Raw genomic sequence first — 16648 nt, 5'->3', positions numbered from 1 at the left:
TTACCGATTGGCACTCAGTGCCATATGGTGCGGATGCGTCGACGCCGAGCGCGGCGCATCCGAGCCGAGTGCAGGTCAATGCAGGGGGTCGAGACGTGTCCCAGCAGGAATTGAGCATCGCGCCCATAGAGCACGAGCGAACCGGCATGATCTACCAGCGCTGCCGATGGTGCGGCACCGCGTCCTTCCGGCGCATGCTGTGTCCGGTGTGCGCGTCCAGTGATCTGGAGTCCGAGCGGAGCGACGGCGAGGGTGTCGTCGTCCAGTCCAGCGTGGTCAACCGCTACACCGGCACCGCACGCAACGAATCCCTCGTCCGCTTTCCCGAGGGCTTCGTGTTCCGCTGCCGTGTCGTGGGTGCCTCGCCGCATCTGGTGTGGGTCGGCGCGCGCGTGCGGCCCGTGGCCGGGTCCGACCCGGAGACCGGAGAGGCCGTCTTCGAGCTCTGCGAGACGAACGCGAGCGCCGACTGGTAGTGCCGAGGGTTTAGTTGACGCCGCGCTCGCGGCCCTCCCAATAGGGCCCGCGCAGCTTGTACTTCTGCAGTTTTCCGGTGGCCGTGCGGGCCAGTTCGCCGCGGAACTCCACCGAGGTCGGCGCCTTGAACCCGGCGAGGTGCTCCTTGCAGTGCCGGATGAGCTCCTCCTCGGTGGCCTGTGTGCCGGGGGCGAGCACGACCAGGGCCTTGATGGTCTCGCCCCACTTCTCGTCCGGCACCCCGATGACCGCGACCTCGGCGACCGCGGCATGGCTGAACAGGACGTCCTCCACCTCGATCGACGAGACGTTCTCACCGCCGGTGATGATGACGTCCTTCTTGCGGTCGCTGATCGTCAGATGGCCGTCCGGTCCGATGGTCCCGCCGTCGCCCGTGTGGAACCAGCCGCCCTCCAGCGCCTTCGCGGTCTCCTCCGGCTGCTCCCAGTAGCCCTCCAGGATCACGTTCGAGCGGGCGAGGATTTCGCCCTCCTCCGAGGTGCGCAGCGTGACGCCAAGCGCGGGGGCCCCGGCCTGGACCAGCTTCTCCGCGCGCTGCTGCGAGGTGAGGTCGTCCCATTCGGCGCGGGTGCGGTTGATGGTGAGCAGGGGCGAGGTCTCGGTGAGGCCGTAGATCTGGATGAACTCCCAGCCGAGCTCCGATTCGACCTGCTCGACCGTCTTGGTGGGCGGCGGCGCCCCCGCGACGATGATGCGCACGCGGTCCCGCCCAGGGATCTCCCCCTCCCACGTCCGCGCCGCGGCGAGCACCGCGTTGACCACGGCGGGCGCCGCGCACATCACCGTGACGCCGTGCTCGGCCACCCGGCGCAGGATCTCCGCGCCGTCCACCTTGCGCAGCACGATCTGGCGCGCGCCCATGCCGGCCATGGCGAACGGCATGCCCCAGCCGTTCGCGTGGAACATCGGCAGGGTGTGCAGATAGACGTCCCGGTCGGTGACCCCGGCGTGCAGTGCGAACGTCAGGGCGTTCACCCAGATGTTGCGGTGCGTGATCTGAACGCCCTTGGGGCGTGCGGTCGTTCCGCTGGTGAAGTTGATGGTCGCGGTGGCGTTCTCGTCGTGCTGCCAGGGCTCGAGCTCGGTGTCGAAGCGGTACAGGTGCTTGTCGGCGTCCGCTCCCAGCGTGTAGCGGTGCTTGCAGGTCACCCCAGCGAGGCGGTCCTCCAGTTCGGGGTCGACCAGCAGGACGCTCGCGCCCGACTGGCCGACGATGTACCCCACTTCTTCGGCCGACAGACGGAAGTTGACCGGCACGAGAACCCGGCCGTGGCCGCTGACGCCGAAGAACGACGTCAGCAGCCGGGCGCTGTTGGGCGAGACCACCGCCACCCGAGCGCCGTGCGGCACCCCGAGCGCGTCGAGCCCGGCGGCCTGGGCCCGCGCCAGCTCACCCACGCGCCGGTAGGTGAGCCCTCCCCAGGGCTCGGCCGGCTGATCGGGTTCGTCGACGATACCGACCCGGTCCCCGTAGACGGCCGTGGCGCGGTCCAGAAAATCAAGGGCCCCGAACGGGACGAACATCCTGGCCTCCAGAAGCTCAGTCGATGGACGCCGCCTATCCGACCACGCCCCGACGGAAACCGGACACCCCGACGCCAGGTCCCTTCCGACCTCAGGCCCCTTGAAGCCGACGCAAGGACGCCACCAGCAGATCCACCTCCTCGGACGTGTTGTAGAGCGCGAGCGAGGCGCGGGCGGCCGACTCCAGGCCGTAGTGGGCGAGCGCGGGCTGGGCGCAGTGGTGGCCCGCGCGGACGGCGATCCCGTCGCGGTCGAGCCAGTCCGCGACGCCCGCCGGATCGTGGCCCGCGAGGGTGAAGGTGAGGACCGCGATGCGCTCGGGCGCCGCACCGAGGACTTCCAGGCCGGGCACCGTGGCCAGGGCCTGCTGCGCGTACGTCATGAGCGCGGTCTCGTACGCGGCGACGGCGTCCCGGTCGAAGGACGTGAACCAGTTCAGTGCGGCGAGGAGGCCGACGACGCCTGCGATATGGCCCGTGCCCGCTTCCAGGAGGTGCGGGACCGGCGCGAACGTGGTCCGTGTGAAGTCGACCGAATCGATCATGTTGCCGCCGCCCTGCCAGGGCCGCATGCCCTGCAGGATCTCCGGCTTGGCGTAGAGCGCGCCGATGCCGGTCGGGGCGAAGAGCTTGTGTCCCGAGAAGGCGTAGAAGTCGGCGTCCAGATCTTGCACGTCGACCGGGAAGTGCGCGACGGCCTGCGCCCCGTCCACCAGGACCTTGGCGCCGTAGCGGTGTGCGAGGGCGGTCATCTCCTTCACGGGCGGGACGGTGCCGAGGACGTTCGACGCGTGGCTGACGGCGACGAGTTGGGTCCGGGAGGAGAGGAGGTCGGCGTAGGCGTCCTGGTCGATCGCGCCCTCGGGGGTCAGGGGGATCGGGACGACCCGGGCCCTGGTCTCCTTCGCGATCAACTGCCACGGCACGATGTCGGAGTGGTGTTCCAGGGTGGCGACCAGGATGTCGTCCCCGGGCCCGAGGTTGGCCCGCCCCCAGCTCTGGGCCACCAGATTGATCGCCTCGGTCGTGCCGCGTACGAAGACGATGTCGTCCGGCGACCCGGCCCCGAGGAAGCCGGCGACCGCGGCCCGCCCCGCCTCGTACATCTGCGTCGCCTCGCGCGCCATGGTGTGCGCGCCGCGGTGGATGTTGGAGTTCGCGGCGCCGTAGAAGGCGCCGAGTGCCTCGATGACCTGGCGCGGCTTCTGCGTGGTGGCGCCGTTGTCGAGCCAGACGAGGGGGTGGCCGTTGACGGTGCGGTGCAGGATCGGGACGTCCTGGCGGGCCGCCTCGGGCGAGAACCCCGGGGGTTGCGGCTGCGGGAGGGCGGCCGGCGCGGGGGTCGTGACTGCGGGGGCCGCGTCCGCGCGTGGCATGTCCGCGGGGGCCGCACCCGGGAGCCCTGGGACGCCCGCCCCGAGTGTCGTCCCCGGCACGCCCGCCCCGAGCGTCGTCCCCGGGACGCCCCTCCCGAGCGTCGTGAGGTCAGGAATAGTCATGGTAGTTGGACACCTCGACGTTCTGCAGGACGGCGATGGCGTCCTCGACCAGGACCGCGGTGTTGAAGTACGCCGTCATCAGATACGACGTGATGCCCTTCTGGTCGACGCCCATGTTCCGCATGGACAGGCCCGGTTCGACCTCGTCGGGGACGCCCGAAGGCCGCAGACCCACCACGCCCTGCTCGGCCTCGCCCGTCCGCATCAGCAGGATCTCGGTGGTGCCGAGGCCGGGACCCATGCCGCCCGAGAAGCGCACCTTGTCCGACGGGAGCAGCGGAACACCGCGCCAAGTCAGGAGCGGGCTGCCGTAACGGTTGTCCGTCACCGGGGGCACGCCACGCCGCGTACATTCACGGCCGAAGGCGGCGATCGCCCTGGGGTGGGCGAGGAAGAAGCCGGGCTGCTTCCAGACCCGCGTCAGGAGCTCGTCCAGGTCGTCGGGGGTGGGGGCGCCGGTGCGCGCCTGGACCCGCTGCCCGGCGGAGACGTTGTGGAACAGGCCGTGCTCCGGGTGGTTCAGGAGCGAGGCCTCCTGCCGTTCCCGCAGCGCAGCGATGGTCAGGTTGGACTGCGCGCGGGTCTGGTCGATGGGCCCGTTGTAGAGGTCGGCGACCCGGGTGTGCACGCGGAGCACCGTCTGCGCGAGCGTCATGTGGTACTCGCGGGGCGCGTCCTCGTAGTCGACGAACGTCCCCGGCAGGTCGGGCTCCCCGACGTGCCCCGCGGTCAGATCCACCGGCACCTCGGCGCCGGGCGTCATCATGCCCCCGTCGCAGTACGCGGTGATCGCGCCGCCCAACGCCTCGTCCCGGTCGGCCAGCGCGGCCAGTGCGCTGCGCTCCGCGCAGAGCGCCGTGCCAGGGGTGAGCGCCTTGACGCGGTAGGGCATCGACTCGGTCCTGGTCCACGCACCGAGGTCGAAGAACTGGCCGTCGCCGATGACTTCGAGCAGCGCGTCGTCGCCGTACCGCCCGGTCACCCGCTTCTCGGCCTTGCCCTGCACGATCACCCACAGCCGGTCGGCGGGGTCGCCCTCCTGGGCGAGCACCTGCCCCGCCTCGAAGGTCACCTCGGTGAAGGCACCGGCCAGCTCCGCGAGCGCCGCGTCGTCGGCGTCACGGAGGTAGGGCACCTCGCGTAAGTCGCCGGGCACGACACGCTGCGAGCCGCCTTCCTCGTACGTGGTGATGCGGTCGTCGCCGAGCACGAACGTCCTGCGGCGGTTCACCCGGTAGGTGCCCGACTCGACGTCCACCCAGGGCAGGGCGCGCAGGAGATAGCGCGGGGTGATGCCGCGCATCTGCGGGGTGGTCTTGGTCGTCGTCGCCAGTTGCCGTGCGGCATCCGGACCGAGTGCGAGCCGGTCGTTCACTGGAACCTCCTGGAAGACGGTCTTTCGCGGCTGCCGCAATGGCATCGGCGCCGATCGTCTTCGGGGCGGTTCCATGACCGCAAGTGGTCGTTTATGGGGGCTAGTTGAGAAAAGGCCGGAAATGACCGGACAGGGGGGCGCACACCTCTTGAACCACCATCCCAGGGCTTGAGCGGGCCATCCCGCCACAGCGGATATCGGGCTCAAATCATCCCGATACCGGACCTGAGCACCCCTGAAAGGAGCGCTTATGACTCGGGTATCGGGGTGAGGAGTCGGGAAGGATGGTTCCGGTGCGAGGGGTGGTCCCCTCCGTTTCATGAAGGGTGCAGCGATGACAGATTCGGTCCCTGGGCGGCTCACCGTCTCGCGGGCGACGCTCGACGACTGGCAGGTCGTCAGCGGGTGGGCGGCGGACGAGGGCTGGAATCCGGGCCTGCGGGACGGCCCCTCCTTCTTCGCGCAGGACCCCGAGGGATTCTTCATCGGCCGCCTCGGCGACGAAGCCGACGGAGCAGGTGAGCCGGTCTCCGCGATCTCGGTCGTGAACTACGACGAGCTGTACGCCTTCCTGGGGTTCTACCTCGTACGCCCGGACCAGCGAGGACGTGGGTACGGCCTGGCCACCTGGCGGACGGCGCTCGCCCACGCGGGCAAGCGCACCATCGGCCTCGACGGCGTGGTCGCCCAGCAGGACAACTACCGCCGCTCGGGCTTCGAGCTCGCCCACCGCACCATCCGGTATGTGGGCTCCCTGTCCGGCGGCGGTCCGCGCCCCGCACGGGTCCTGCCGGTCGAGGCCGCCGGTCTGCGGGCGATCACCGCGTACGACGCCGCGAGTTACCCCGCGGACCGCCCGCGCTTCCTTGAGTCCTGGCTGACGGCTCCCGGGCACCGCGCCCTCGCCCGGATCGTCGACGGCACCATCACCGGATACGGCGTGCTGCGTCCGGCCCACGGCGCCCTGCGCGTCGGGCCGTTGTTCGCGGACACACGCGCCGACGCGGAGGAACTCTTCGACGCGCTGACGGCCGAGGTGGACGACACCCCGGTGGTCATCGACGTCCCCGAGACCCAGCCGCACGCCGTCGCCCTCGCGGAGGCGCGCGGCATGAAGCCCACGTTCCCGACCGCCCGTATGTACACGGGGCCGGTGCGGGAAATGGCGGCGGAGCGCGTCTTCGGCGTCACCACGCTCGAACTCGGCTGATTCACCTGACTCGGCTGACCCGTGCGGGGCCGGGCCCTCCTTGGGTCCGGCCTGCCTCCGCGGTCGCTACGCGATCGTCAGCCTCTTCTTCGCCTCGGCCTCCGAGCTGGTGCCGACGTAGAGGTCCACCGCACCCTCCTCGACACGGAACTCGCCGTCCAGGGCGTTCGTCCAGAACCCGAGGTCCTCGGCGCCGAGTCGGAAGCGGACGGTCGTGGATCTGCCCGCCTTCAGCGTCACCCTGCGAAAGCCGCGCAGCTTGCGCACCGGCTGCGCGATGCTCGCCGCGATGTCGTGGACGTACAGCTGGACGACCTCGTCGCCCGTGCGGTCGCCCGTGTTGCGGACGGTGACCGCGACCTCCAGGGTGTCGCCCCCGCGCAGCGCCCGCGCCGACACGCGGTCGCGGCTCAGCTGCGGCTCGCCGAGCTCGAAGGACGTGTAGGAGAGCCCGTGGCCGAAGGCGAACTGCGGGGTCGGGGGCAGATCGAGATACTTGGACGTGTATTTGTTGTCCGCGTCGTACGGGCGGCCCGTCGACTCGTGGTTGTAGTGCACGGGGATCTGGCCGACCGTCCGCGGGAACGACACGGGCAGCTTGCCGCCCGGATTGACCTCGCCGAACAGCACGTCGGCGATCGCGTTGCCCGCCTCGAGTCCCGGGTGCCAGGCCTCCAGGACGGCGGGAGCCGACTTCAGCCAGCCGCCGACGGTCAGCGGACGGCCGTTGACCAGGACCACCACGAACGGCTTGCCCGTCCCGGCGATCGCCTCGATCAGCTTCTCCTGCGCGCCCGGCAGGCTGATGTCGCCGCGCGCGGCGGCCTCGCCGCTCATCGCCGGAGCCTCGCCGACCACGACCACGGTGACGTCCGCCTTCTTGGCCGCGGCGACCGCCGCCGGGATGCCGCCGGTGTCCTCGCCGTCGGGGTCCCCGCCCTTCGCGTACGTCACCTTCGCCCGCGGAGCCGCGGCCCGCACCGCGGCGAGAACCTTGCCCGAGGGGAACTTCTTCGCCGCGCCGGGGAACGTCCACGTGCCGAGCAGGTCGTCGGAGTCGCCGAACGGGCCGACGACCGCGATCGACCCGACGGACTTCTTGAGCGGCAGGGCCTTGCCCTCGTTCTTCAGGAGCACCATCGAACGGGCGGCGGTCTCGCGGGCGGCCTCGCGGGCTTTCGCGGACGGCTCGTCGATGGCGGCGCCCTCGTCGACGTACGGATGGTCGAAGAGGCCGAGCGCGAACTTCAGGCGCAGGATCCGCGTGACCGCCTCGTCGAGGCGCCGCTCACTGATCCTGCCACCGCGCAGCAGCTTCTTGCCGTGCTTGGCCAGGTCCGTGCTGGCCATCTCCATGTCGACGCCGGCGTTCAGCGCGAGGCGGGCCGCGTCGGCGCCGTCCTCGGCGAAGCCGTGCGCGACGAGCTCGTCGACGCCGTTCCAGTCGCTGACGACGAAGCCGTCGAAGCCCCACTCCTTGTACAGGATGTCGGTGAGCGTGTGGGGGTTGCCGTGGGCCGGCACGCCGCTGATGGTGTTGAACGAGGCCATCACCGTGGCCACGCCCGCGTCCAACGCGGCCTTGAACGGCGGCAGATAGTGGTTGCGAAGGCGCGACTCCGACACGTCGACCGTGTTGTAGTCCCGGCCGCCCTCGGCACCGCCGTACGCGACGAAGTGCTTGGCGCAGGCGGCGATACGGTCCTTGGCGTCGAGTCCTGAACCCTTCGCGCCCTGGTAACCCTCGACCTTGGCCACCGCGAACGCCGTCGTGAGGTAGGGGTCCTCGCCGCAGCCCTCGGCGATCCGGCCCCAGCGCGGCTCGTGCGTGACGTCCATCATCGGCGAGAACGTCCAGTGCACGCCGTTCGAGCGCGACTCCTTCGCCGACACCTCGGCATCCCGCCGGGTCACCTCCGGGTCGAAGCTCGACGCCTGGGCGAGGGGGATCGGGAACGTGGTCCACAGGCCATGGATGACGTCGAGGCCGAAGAGCAGCGGGATGCCGAGCCGGGACTCCTCCACCGCGATGCGCTGCAGGGCGTTGCTGCTCTTGGCGCCGAAGATGTTCAGGACCGAACCGAGCCGTCCGGCGCGCGCGGCGTCCTCGACGTCCTTGGTCTCGCTGCCGCCGGGGCCCGTGCTGACCGACCAGGGGAGCTGCTGCAACTGCCCCAGCTTCTCTTCGACCGTCATACGGTCGAGCAGCTTCTCGATCCTCGGGTCGAGAGGTCTCGCGGGGCTCGGGCGGCGCGGCGCGGCCTGGGCGATACCGGTACCGGCGGCGGTGATGCCGCCTCCGGCGACGGCCGTGCCGCCGATCGCGGACAGCAGAGTACGCCTTCGTAGCTCACGCATGTGTTCGCCTTCTCGCCTCAGGAAGTCGACAACCTCTGTGATGGCCACAAGAGTTGAAGCGAAAGTACGTTCCTGTTACACGCGGGTCAAGGGATGCGGCAGGGACGCGCGGGACGCTCGTCCGGAGGCCTCATTCGGGTGTCTCACCCCCAACGCTTGACCTCAAGGAAACTTGAGGTTCTACGTTCTTCTCATGAGCATGGAAACGACAGCCTGGACCCAGCTGCAGAGCGTCATGCACGCCGAGCAGGACCGCCGTCCCTTCGCCCGCGCCACCCTGCGCCGCATCGGGACCTTCGCCCGTCCGCACAAGCGCCGCATCGTCTACTTCGTCCTCCTGAGCATCATCACCGCACTGCTCGCGGTGGCGACCCCCGTCCTCGCGGGCAGCGTCGTGGACGTGATCGTCAAGGACGGAGACTCCTCGCTGGTCGTCCGGTACGCCCTGCTCATCGCCGCCATCGCCGTCGCCGAGGCCGCTTTCGGACTGCTCGGCCGCTGGCTGTCGGCGAACCTGGGGGAGGGCCTCATCCTCGATCTGCGGACGGCGGTCTTCGACCACGTCCAGCGCATGCCCGTCGCCTTCTTCACCCGCACCCGCACCGGCGCGCTCGTCAGCCGCCTGAACAACGACGTGATCGGCGCCCAGCGCGCGTTCAGCAACACGCTCTCCGGAGTCGTCGGCAACGTGGTCACGCTGCTCCTGACCCTGGCCGTCATGCTCAAGCTCTCCTGGCAGATCACGCTCCTCGCGCTCGTCCTGCTCCCCGTCTTCATCGTGCCCGCCCGCCGCATGGGCTCCCGGATGGCCAAGCTCCAGCGCGAGGCCGCCCACCACAACGCGGCGATGGGCACCCGCATGACCGAGCGCTTCTCCGCCCCGGGCGCCACCCTCATCAAGCTCTTCGGGCGGCCCGGCGCCGAGTCGGAGGAGTTCGCGACGCGGGCCCGGCGGGTGCGGGACATCGGTGTCCGCACGGCCATGGCGCAGTCCACCTTCATCACCGCGCTCACCCTGGTCTCCGCCCTCGCGCTGGCCCTCGTCTACGGCCTCGGCGGCTACTTCGCCCTGAACGGCACCCTGGAGGCAGGCGCGATCGTCTCCCTGGCCCTGCTCCTGACCCGCCTCTACGCACCGCTGACCTCCCTGGCGGGAGCACGGGTCGAGGTCATGAGCGCGCTCGTCAGCTTCGAGCGGGTCTTCGAGGTCCTCGACCTGAAGCCGCTGATCGACGAGAAGCCGGACGCCCGTGAGGTCCCCGCGGGCCCGGTGGCGGTGGAGTTCGACGACGTCCGCTTCGGCTACCCGTCCGCCGACAAGGTCTCCCTGGCCTCCCTCGAAGAGGTCGCGTCCCTCGACACCCGGGGCGGCGAAGAAGTCCTGCACGGCCTCTCCTTCCGCGCCGAGCCGGGCCAGACCGTCGCACTCGTCGGCTCGTCCGGCGCGGGCAAGTCGACCATCGCGCAACTGCTTCCCCGCCTGTACGACACGGACGGCGGGGCCGTGCGCATCGGCGGAGTCGACGTCCGCGACCTCTCCGCGGCCTCGATGCGCCGCACGCTCGGCATGGTCACGCAGGACGGCCACCTCTTCCACGAGTCGGTCCGCGCCAACCTGCTGCTCGCCCGCCCCGAGGCCACCGAGGACGACCTGTGGGACGTCCTGCGCAGGGCCCGCCTCGAAGACCTCGTACGCTCCCTGCCCGACGGCCTCGACACCGTGGTCGGCGAGCGCGGCTACCGGCTCTCCGGCGGCGAGCGCCAGCGCATGACCATCGCCCGGCTGCTCCTCGCCCAGCAGCGGGTGGTCATCCTCGACGAGGCCACGGCGCACCTGGACAACACCTCGGAGGCCGCGGTCCAGGAGGCGCTCGCCGAGGCGCTCGAGGGCCGCACCGCCATCGTCATCGCGCACCGGCTCTCGACGGTGCGGTCCGCCGACCAGATCCTCGTCGTCGAGGCCGGGCGGATCGTGGAGCGCGGGACGCACGAGGAACTGCTCGCGGCGGAAGGCCGGTACGCGGAGCTCTACCGCACCCAGTTCGCGCACAAGCCGGTGCAAGTGGCGGCGTAGAACGCGCGGAAAGGGCGCCGGGCCAGAGGGAGTCGCCCCTCTGGCCCGGTGCCCTTTCGCGCGGGCCGCTGGTCCTAGTGCCGCGCGGCAGAAGTGCGCCGCAGACCGGCCGCCGCACCCACGGCGCCCAGCAGACACAGCACCCCGGTCACGGTCACGGCAGTGTGCACGCCGTTCATGAACGCCTGACCGCTGCCCTCCACGACCGCCGACCTCAACTGCGCGGGCATGTCGGGCGAGACCGGGGCCGCACCCATCGCCACCGCGTCCTCGGCCTTGTGGAGCCCGGTCGCCAGGGGCTCCGGGACACCCGCCGCCGTCAGTTCGCCGGTCAGCGTCGAGCCGACCCGGCTGCTGATGAGCGAGACGAGGACGGAGGTGCCGAGCGCGCCGCCGATCTGCAGGGCGGTGGCCTGCAGCCCGCCGGCGACGCCCGCGTCCTGGACGGGTGCCTGTCCGACGATGGCGTCGGAGGACGCGGAAAGGACCATGCCGACGCCGAGGCCGAGCGCGATGAACGGCGGCCACATCGTGGCGTACGACGATCCGGTGTCCCAGGCCAGCATCCCGAAGGCGGCGCCGGCCTGGAGCAGCATGCCCAGCGGCATCGTCAGGCGTGGCCCGAACCGCGCGGTGAGCGCGGCACCCAGCGGGGAGGCCACCAGGGAGGCCAGGCTGAGCGGGAGGGTGCGCACCCCGGCCTCGACCGGCGAGAAGCCGCGCACGTTCTGCAGGTACAGCATCACGAAGAAGATCACGCCGAGCATGACGAAGAAGTTCAGGGCGGTGATGACCGTGCCGGTGGTCAGCGCCCGGCTGCGGAAGAGCCGCATCGGAAGCAGCGGATGCGAGACGCGGTTCTCGTACCAGCCGAAGGCCCCGAGGAGCAGTACGCCGACGCCGACGCAGCCCAGGGTCCCCGCCGACGCCCAGCCCCAGGTCTCCCCCTTGACGACGCCGAAGACCACGCACAGCAGCGCGACGGCCAGCAGGACGACCCCGAGGACGTCGAAGCGCTGCGACCCGGCGGTGTTCATGCCCTCGCTCTTGCTCCGCGGGAGTACGGCGGCGCTGACCACCAGGGCGATCACGCCGATGGGGGCGTTGATGTAGAAGACGGACTCCCAGGAGACGTTCTCCAGGAGCAGTCCGCCCACGATCGGCCCCAGCGCGGTCGACACCGCCGAGACCATGGCCCAAATGCCCACCGCCATACCGAACTTGCGCGGCGGGAAGGCGGTGCGCAGCAGGCCCAGGGTGTTGGGCATCAGCAGGCCGCCGAAGAATCCCTGCACGGCACGGAAGGCGATGACGCCCTCGACGGAGCCGGAGAGGCCGATGGCGACCGAGGCGAGCGTGAACCCGGCGACGCCGGCCATGTAGAACGTGCGGCGCCCGAAACGGTCGCCGAGCTTGCCGCCCAGGATGAGGGAGGCGGCCAGGGCGAGCAGGTAGGCGTTGGTGACCCACTGGAGGTCCGCGGTGGAGGCGTCGAGGGCGCGGCCGATCTCCGGGTTCGCGATGGCGACGACGGAGGCGTCGAGCTGAACCATGAAGAGACCGAAGGCCACGGCGGCGAGCGTCAGCCAGGGGTTGGCGCGCCTGCCGGCCTCCGGTGGAGTGCAAACGGGCAGGGGTGAGGAATCCACGGTGGTGGACGGCATGAAGGTGCCTTGTCTGTGGTGAGAGGTACGAAGCTGTGGTGAGAGGTACGAAGGGGTGAGCGCACAGGCGGCGGCGTCGGGCGCGGGCCGAGAACACCCCCGTACCGGGGGCGTGTGGGTCTACTCCGCCGAGGGCGCCGCGTGCAGCTGACGCGACAGTGAGTTGAGCGCGCCCAGGGCCGAACCCAGGGCATCGCGCTCGCCCTGGGTGAGGAACTGCAGGGCGCGCGCGAGGTGTTCGCCCTCGAGGCGCCGGACCTCGGCCAGCTCGCGCCGGGCGCGGGAGGTCAGATGCAGGTGCGCGATCCGCTTGTCGTCCGCGTCCTGCCGCCGTTCAAGCAGCCCCTGCTCGGTGAGCTGGGAGACCAGGGCGCTGACGTTGTTCGGCCGCATCAACAGGGCGTCGGCGGCCTCTCGGACGGTGACGCCTTCTTCCTGCGCCACCAGACGCAGCAGCGCGAGCTGCGCCTCCGGGGGCTTGGGGCGCGCGAAGTCGCGGCCGACGTGCCGGTCGAGGGCACGGTTCAGCGCGGGCAGGCTCGACGCGAGGGCGGAGGCCACACGGTCGAGGTCCTGGGCGGACGCGCTGGAATCGGGCACGACGCGAGAGTACCTCTGCAGACATAGGTATGTCCAAAGACATTGTTCTGTCCTCGCATCCCCCTGTGCGCCCGCATCTGAAAAAGCGATGACCTACAGCGGAAACATCTGTTGGACAGGATTCGTGGCGCGTTCAAGGATGTCTCGCACGGCAGCACCGTCAACGCGACACCGAGATGAACTGCCGTCTGAGCGGAGGATGAAGTGCCGAGCGAAGAAACCGAAGTTGTCGTCGTCGGAGCCGGCCAGGCGGGCGTGGCGGCCAGTGAGCACCTCGGGGCCCACGGAGTGCCGCACGTCGTGCTGGAGCGGCACCGCGTGGCCGAGCGGTGGCGCTCGGAGCGATGGGACTCCCTGGTGGCGAACGGGCCCGCGTGGCACGACCGTTTCCCCGGCCTCGAGTTCACCGACGTCGACCCCGACGGCTTCGCCTCGAAGGAGCAGGTCGCGGAGTACTTCACCGCGTACGCCGAGAAGATCGGCGCGCCGGTGCGCTGCGGCGTCGAGGTGACCGACGTGCGCCGGCACATCGGCCGGCCGGGCTTCCGGGTGGAGACGTCGCGGGGTTCCATCGACGCGCGCTTCGTCGTGGTGGCGACCGGGGCGTTCCAGCGGCCCGTCTTCCCGCCCATCGTTCCGCACGACGCCGTCCCCGTGCAGATCCACTCCAGCGGCTACCGCAACCCGGACCAGCTTCCCGAAGGCGCGGTCCTGGTGGTCGGGGCGGGCTCGTCGGGGGTGCAGATAGCCGACGAACTGCGCCGCTCCGGGCGCCGGACCTTCCTCTCCGTCGGCCCGCACGACCGCCCTCCGCGTGAGTACCGCGGGCGTGACTTCTGCTGGTGGCTCGGTGTGCTCGGACTCTGGGACGCCGAGACGCCCCCGCAGGGCGCCGAGCACGTGACCATCGCGGTCAGCGGCGCGCGCGGCGGACACACCGTGGACTTCCGTGCCCTGGCCGCCGACGGTGTCGAGCTGCTCGGGGTGACCGCGTCCTGCGAGGACGGCGTCCTGCGCTTCGCACCCGACCTCGCCGAGAACATCGCGCTCGGCGACGAGAAGTACCTCGCCCTGCTCCGGGCGGCCGACGAGTACGTGGAGCGCAACGGTCTCGACCTCCCCGAGGAGCCGCAGGCCCACGTCCTGGGTCCGGACCCGGTGAGCGTGACCGCTCCCCGCCTCGAACTGGACCTGGCCGAGGCCGGCGTGACCTCGATCGTCTGGGCGACGGGCTTCGCCACCGACTACGGCTGGCTCGACGTCGACGCCTTCGACGAGAAGGGCCGCCCGCAGCAGCGGCGCGGAGTCTCCAGCGAGCCCGGCGTCTACTTCCTGGGCCTGCCCTGGCTCTCCCGCCGCGGCTCCAGCTTCATCTGGGGTGTCTGGCACGACGCCCGGTACGTCGCCGACCACATCGCGACCCGGCGTGGCTACCTCGCCTACGCCCGCGCCGACCGGGCCGCCGCAGCTCCGGCCACCCCCAACTCCTGAGGAGCAGACGATGACTTCCCCGCACCAGGGCCCCCGGCCCACGACCCCGATCGTCGCCGGCGGACACACCCGCATCCGTCCGTTCAACACCCGCGACACCTATCCCGAGCAGAACCTCGACAACGACCTCTGCCAGGCCGTCGTCGCGGGCAACACGGTGTACGTACGGGGCCAGATCGGCCAGGACCTCGACACCAGCGAGTCCGTGGGCATCGGCGACGTAGAGGCGCAGGCCGAGCGGGCCATGGCGAACATCAAGATGCTGCTCGAAGAGGCCGGCGGCCGGATGGAGCACCTGGTCAAGCTGACCATCTACCTGGTCGACCCGCGCTACCGCGAGGCGGTCTACCGCACGGTGGGCCGCTGGACCAAGGGCGTTCACCCGATCTCCACCGGCCTGGTGGTGTCCGCCCTCGCCCGGCCGGAGTGGCTGTGCGAGATCGACGCCGTCGCCGTACTTCCCGAGGTGGCCGTACCGGCCGAGGGGGAGCGGGCATGACGTTCTCTCTGGTGGTCCGGGACGGCGAGCGGTTCGGCATCGCGGCCAGCTCGTCGAGTCCGGCCGTCGCCGCCCGCGTCGTCCATCTGCGGCCCGGCGTCGGCGCGGCGACGTCGCAGAACATCACCGACCCCCTGCTCGGCACCGACCTTCTGGAGGGCCTGACGGAGCACGGCGACGCCGAACGCGCCCTGGCCGACGTCACCGGCGCCGCAGAAAACCAAAAGACCATCGCCTACCGGCAGTTGACCGTCCTTGGCCGGTCGGGCCCCGGTGTCGCCTTCAGCGGCCCGCACACTCTGGGCACCTTCGCGTCGGCCACCGCGGACGGCGCGGTCGCGGCCGGCAACATGCTGTCCGGCGCCCACATCCCCGACGTGCTCATCGACGCGTACGCAGCCGCCACGGGGGAGTTGGAGGAGCGGCTGCTCGCCGCGATGAAGGCCGCCGTCGCAGCCGGCGGCGAGGAAGGGCCGGTGCACTCCGCCGGGATGGCGGTCGTCGCGGACGTCGGCTGGCGGGTCACCGACCTGCGGGTGGACTGGGCCGACGACCCCCTGGACCGGCTCGGTGACCTGCTCGACGTCTGGCTGCCGCAGCGGGACGACTACGTGCGGCGCGGCCTCGACCCCGCCGGCTCTCCCTCGTACGGCGTACCGGGAGACGAGTGATGGGGACGAACGGGAATTCCGCGACGGGGACGATGAAGGAGGCGGCGCGGCACGCGGTCGACCGGCACGCCGAGCAGCTCATCGGCCTCTCCGAGCGACTGCACGCCGACCCGGAGACCGCCTGGGAGGAACACCGGGCCGCCGCCGCGGTGCCCGAACTCCTGGACCGCGCAGGATTCGACGTCACCCCGTCCTACCTCGGCCTGAACACCGCCTTCCTCGCCCGGTTCGGCAGCGGTCCGGTCCGGATCGCGCTGTGCGCCGAGTACGACGCGCTGCCCGGCCTGGGCCACGCGTGCGGTCACAACCTCATCGCGGCGAGCGCGGTCGGCGCGGCCCTGGGCCTTGCCGCCGTCGCCGACGACGCCGGGCTCACCGTCGAGGTCTACGGCACCCCGGCCGAGGAAGGCGGCGGCGGCAAGATCGAGATGCTCGACCGGGGAGCCTTCACCGGCGTGGACCTCGCGATGATGGTGCACCCGGCGCCGGTCGACGTCGCCGAGGCGCGCCCGTTCGCCGTCAGCCATTCCAAGGTGTCCTACACCGGGAAGTCCGCGCACGCCGCCGCCTACCCGGAGGCCGGGATCAACGCGGCCGACGCCTTCACCGTGGCCCAGGTCGCCATCGGGCTGCTGCGTCAGCAGTTGCCGGGGTCGGCACGCGTGCACGGCGTGGTGACGCACGCCGGGGACGCCCCGAACGCCATCCCGGAACGGTCGAGCGGACGCTGGTACGTCAGGGCCGAGACGCTCGCCGAACTGGCCGACCTCGAACCGCGCGTCATGCGGGCCTTCGAGGCAGGCGCCCTCGCCACCGGCTGCGACCTGGTGATCGAGCCGGAGAGCAAGCCCTACGCGGAGTTCCGCACGGACGAGACCGCCCTCGCGCACTACCGGGCCAACGCCGTCGCCCTGGGGCGGGAGTTCGCGCCGCCCGGCCAGGCGGCGCGCATGAACCGCGCCTCCACCGACATGGGCAACGTCTCGCAGGTCGTGTCGGCCATCCACCCGTACATCGGCATCGGCTCCCTGCCCGCCACCAACCACCAGCACGAGTTCGCCGCCTTCTGCGTGGGCGGGACGGCCGAGCGTGCCCTGCTCGACGGCGCGGTCGCGCTGGCCTGGACCGGCGTGGACCGCGGCGCGCCGACGACCGACCTGCTCTCACCCTGACGACACGACATCTT

At 71.1% G+C, this 16648-nt stretch carries 13 protein-coding genes; 7 read left to right on the top strand and 6 right to left on the bottom strand.

Annotated elements, in window-relative coordinates; genetic code table 11:
• Positions 1–146: 146 nt before the first annotated feature.
• The gene (locus tag AB0M70_RS02115) at positions 147–476 is read left to right on the top strand and encodes a zinc ribbon domain-containing protein (RefSeq protein WP_365816256.1); all 330 of its coding nucleotides are present in this window, start codon (positions 147–149) and stop codon (positions 474–476) included.
• A gap of 10 nt (positions 477–486) precedes the next feature.
• Here AB0M70_RS02115 and AB0M70_RS02110 read toward each other — a convergent pair whose 3' ends face one another.
• The 3 genes from AB0M70_RS02110 to AB0M70_RS02100 form a co-directional block, all read right to left on the bottom strand.
• Positions 487–2022 carry an AMP-binding protein gene (locus AB0M70_RS02110; protein WP_365815354.1) on the bottom strand — a complete coding sequence of 512 codons (1536 nt, stop codon included), beginning with the start codon at positions 2020–2022 and terminating at the stop codon, positions 487–489.
• Between the two features lie 91 nt (positions 2023–2113).
• Entirely contained in the window at positions 2114–3520 is a 1407-nt protein-coding gene (locus AB0M70_RS02105) for a cysteine desulfurase (RefSeq protein WP_365815352.1), read from the bottom strand.
• The gene (locus AB0M70_RS02100; protein WP_365815350.1) at positions 3507–4895 is read right to left on the bottom strand and encodes a family 2B encapsulin nanocompartment shell protein; all 1389 of its coding nucleotides are present in this window, start codon (positions 4893–4895) and stop codon (positions 3507–3509) included. The genes AB0M70_RS02105 and AB0M70_RS02100 overlap by 14 nt, the downstream gene beginning before the upstream one ends.
• A 334-nt stretch (positions 4896–5229) precedes the next feature.
• Here AB0M70_RS02100 and AB0M70_RS02095 point away from each other — a divergent pair, with 334 nt between their 5' ends.
• On the top strand, positions 5230–6105 hold the full coding sequence (locus AB0M70_RS02095) for a GNAT family N-acetyltransferase (RefSeq protein WP_365815348.1): 876 nt from the start codon (positions 5230–5232) through the stop codon (positions 6103–6105).
• Between the two features lie 66 nt (positions 6106–6171).
• On the opposite strand, the gene AB0M70_RS02090 is transcribed toward AB0M70_RS02095, so the two are convergent.
• A complete protein-coding gene (locus tag AB0M70_RS02090; RefSeq protein WP_365815345.1) occupies positions 6172–8463 on the bottom strand; it encodes a glycoside hydrolase family 3 N-terminal domain-containing protein in 2292 nt (763 codons plus the stop codon).
• Between the two features lie 193 nt (positions 8464–8656).
• Here AB0M70_RS02090 and AB0M70_RS02085 point away from each other — a divergent pair, with 193 nt between their 5' ends.
• Complete coding sequence (locus AB0M70_RS02085) at positions 8657–10537, top strand: ABC transporter ATP-binding protein (protein ID WP_365815343.1); 1881 nt, start codon at positions 8657–8659, stop codon at positions 10535–10537.
• Between the two features lie 74 nt (positions 10538–10611).
• On the opposite strand, the gene AB0M70_RS02080 is transcribed toward AB0M70_RS02085, so the two are convergent.
• Together AB0M70_RS02080 and AB0M70_RS02075 are read right to left on the bottom strand one after the other, a co-directional pair.
• A complete protein-coding gene (locus tag AB0M70_RS02080; protein WP_365815341.1) occupies positions 10612–12201 on the bottom strand; it encodes an MFS transporter in 1590 nt (529 codons plus the stop codon).
• Between the two features lie 120 nt (positions 12202–12321).
• Entirely contained in the window at positions 12322–12801 is a 480-nt protein-coding gene (locus tag AB0M70_RS02075; RefSeq protein WP_365815339.1) for a MarR family transcriptional regulator, read from the bottom strand.
• A gap of 204 nt (positions 12802–13005) precedes the next feature.
• Here AB0M70_RS02075 and AB0M70_RS02070 point away from each other — a divergent pair, with 204 nt between their 5' ends.
• From AB0M70_RS02070 to AB0M70_RS02055, 4 genes are read left to right on the top strand one after another with little or no spacing between them, the layout of a single operon-like run.
• Positions 13006–14292 carry an NAD(P)/FAD-dependent oxidoreductase gene (locus AB0M70_RS02070; protein ID WP_365815337.1) on the top strand — a complete coding sequence of 429 codons (1287 nt, stop codon included), beginning with the start codon at positions 13006–13008 and terminating at the stop codon, positions 14290–14292.
• A 10-nt stretch (positions 14293–14302) separates the two neighbouring features.
• Positions 14303–14791, top strand: a complete 489-nt coding sequence (locus AB0M70_RS02065) for a RidA family protein (protein WP_365815335.1) — start codon at positions 14303–14305, stop codon at positions 14789–14791.
• On the top strand, positions 14788–15462 hold the full coding sequence (locus AB0M70_RS02060) for a DUF1028 domain-containing protein (RefSeq protein ID WP_365815333.1): 675 nt from the start codon (positions 14788–14790) through the stop codon (positions 15460–15462). The genes AB0M70_RS02065 and AB0M70_RS02060 overlap by 4 nt, the downstream gene beginning before the upstream one ends.
• Entirely contained in the window at positions 15462–16634 is a 1173-nt protein-coding gene (locus AB0M70_RS02055; RefSeq protein WP_365815331.1) for a M20 family metallopeptidase, read from the top strand. The genes AB0M70_RS02060 and AB0M70_RS02055 overlap by 1 nt, the downstream gene beginning before the upstream one ends.
• Positions 16635–16648: the final 14 nt, after the last annotated feature.

Source organism: Streptomyces sp. NPDC051214 (assembly GCF_040682375.1).
GTDB lineage: Bacteria > Actinomycetota > Actinomycetes > Streptomycetales > Streptomycetaceae > Streptomyces.
The sequence above is the reverse complement of the archived record's forward strand: the minus strand, read 5'-3'. Positions and strand labels throughout refer to the sequence as shown.